At 68.4% G+C, this 2323-nt stretch carries 1 protein-coding gene and 1 pseudogene; both read left to right on the plus strand.

The window, feature by feature from the left end; translation table 11 throughout:
* Positions 1 to 541 (plus strand): annotated as a pseudogene (locus ACR9ZK_RS21370) (PH domain-containing protein); the annotation flags it as partial.
* Positions 542 to 709: 168 nt separating this feature from the next.
* Complete coding sequence (locus ACR9ZK_RS21375; RefSeq protein WP_481343977.1) at positions 710 to 2197, plus strand: amino acid permease; 1488 nt, start codon at positions 710 to 712, stop codon at positions 2195 to 2197.
* Positions 2198 to 2323: the final 126 nt, after the last annotated feature.

Below are 2323 nucleotides of genomic sequence, written 5' to 3' on the forward strand. Positions count from 1 at the left end.
GATCGTCACGAAGAAGGTCGCGATGATGCCGCTGCTCAAGGTCACCGACATGAGCTATGTGCGCACGGTGCCGGGACGTCTCCTCGGCTACGGCAAGTTCGTCCTCGAGAGCGCCGGCCAGGACCAGGCGCTCCGAGAGGTCAAGTGGGTACCGGACCCGGACCGGACGTACCGCGTCATCTGCGCCGAGATCTTCCACATCACGCCCCCACCGGGCGACGAGGACTACGACGACATCGACGGCGACCTGCCGGACCTGCCCGACGACGGCCTCGGGGGCCGCGGCGGCCGTGGCGGCCCGACGCCGCCCGGGAGCCCCATCAGGGCCACCGGCGGCGCGGGAGGCGAGTCGTACCCGGACGTGCACCGGACCCACAACCCCATCCAGGACCGGCTCGACTCCTACTCGCGCGCCGTCCCGGTCCAGCGCGGGTCGCGGCCCGAGACCGTCTACGAGAGCGACGACGTCAAGCGTCGCCGGCGCAGCGCCGACACCGGCCCGATCTGGCCGGTCCGCGACCGCGGTGGTCGCGAGTCCTGACACCGCCGCGGCAACCACCCAGACATACCCGCGCCGGCCGCATCCCGATCCCGCCGACCGCACGTCGGATCGCGGGTTGGACTCGCGCACAGCACGGCTCGCCGCGGGCACCCGAGGGGTCTACGTTGGGCAGATGCTGACGAACGCACTCCACCCCGGGAGGCCCACATGAGCATCTTTCGCACCAAGTCGATCGAGGCGTCGATGGCCTCGGCCGGCGAGGCCGACCACCACCTGAAGAAGCGCCTGACCGCGCTCGACCTCACCGTCTTCGGCGTCGGCGTCATCATCGGTGCCGGCATCTTCACGCTGACAGGCAAGGCGGCCAAGGAGTACGCCGGCCCGTCGATCGCCCTGTCGTTCGTCATCGGCGCCGTCGTCTGTGGTCTGGCGGCGCTGTGCTACGCCGAGTTCGCCTCGACCGTGCCGATCTCGGGCTCGGCCTATACGTTCTCCTACGCGACGCTCGGCGAGATCATCGCGTGGATCATCGGCTGGGACCTGCTGCTCGAGCTCATGCTCGGCGCCAGCGTCGTCGCTCAGGGCTGGTCCACCTACTTCGTCAAGCTCCTGGACCAGCTGGGGGTCACCTGGCCATCGGCCGTGGCCCCCGGTTCGCACTTCGACCTGCCGGCTTTCGTGCTCATCGTCCTGCTCACCGTGCTCGTCGCGGTCGGCATCAAGGAGTCGATGCGCGTCAACCTCGTCCTCGTGGCGATCAAGGTCTTCATCGTCCTGTTCGTGATCTTCGCCGGCATCGGCTTCATCAACCGCGACAACTGGTCGCCGTTCGTCCCGCCGTCGACGACCGGGAGCTCCAAGAGCGGCCTCGAGCAGCCGCTGCTCCAGTGGGTGACCGGCATGGAACCGGTGACGTTCGGCGTGCTCGGCATCATGGCCGGCGCCGCCGTCGTGTTCTTCGCCTACATCGGCTTCGACGTCGTCGCGACGACGGCCGAGGAGGCCAAGAACCCGCAGCGCGACCTGCCCATCGGCATCATCGGCTCGCTCGTCATCTGCACGATCCTCTACATGGCGGTCTCGCTCGTCATCACCGGCATGGTCAAGTACAACAAGATCGACCCCGACGCCGCCCTCGCCTCCGCCTTCACCTCGGTGGGCAAGGACGGGTACGCGACCCTGATCTCCGCGGGCGCCGTCGCCGGCCTCACGACCGTCGTCATGACCCTCATGATCGGGGCCACGCGCGTGACGTTCGCCATGAGCCGCGACCGCCTCATCCCGAGCGGGCTCGGGGTCACCAACCCGCGGACCGGCACCCCCGTCAAGCTGACGATCATCATCGGTTCGGCCGTCGCCCTCATCGCGTCACTGACCCCGATCGGCAAGCTCGAGGAGATGGTCAACATCGGGACCCTGACGGCGTTCCTGCTCGTCTCGCTCGCCATCCCGATCCTGCGCAAGCGCCGCCCCGACCTCAAGCGGTCCTTCAGGGTTCCCGGCAACCCGGTCATCCCGTGGCTGTCGGCGCTCGCCTGCTTCTACCTCATCCTCAACCTGTCGCTGGAGACGTGGCTGCGGTTCATCGTCTGGATGGCAGCCGGGTTCCTCGTCTACTTCCTGTACTCGCGCAGCCACAGCAAGCTCGCCACCGGCGAGGAGGAGGAAGGCATCAAGGTCACGGCCAGCGTCTGACCCGACCGCCCCCTCCTGGCCACCCCGACTCCTGTCTCTTATACACATCTCCGAGCCCACGAGACGGAGCTACATCTGGGGTGTCGGTTTTTGGTTGGGAAGGGGGGGGGGGGGGGGGGGGGGGGG

The sequence above is a fragment of the Monashia sp. HAY1-5C genome, from assembly GCF_056755255.1.

Coding starts and splice junctions, on each gene's coding strand:
- ACR9ZK_RS21375 (WP_481343977.1), top strand. CDS start 710: ATGAGCATCTTTCGCACCAAGTCGATCGAGGCGTCGATGGCCTCGGCC.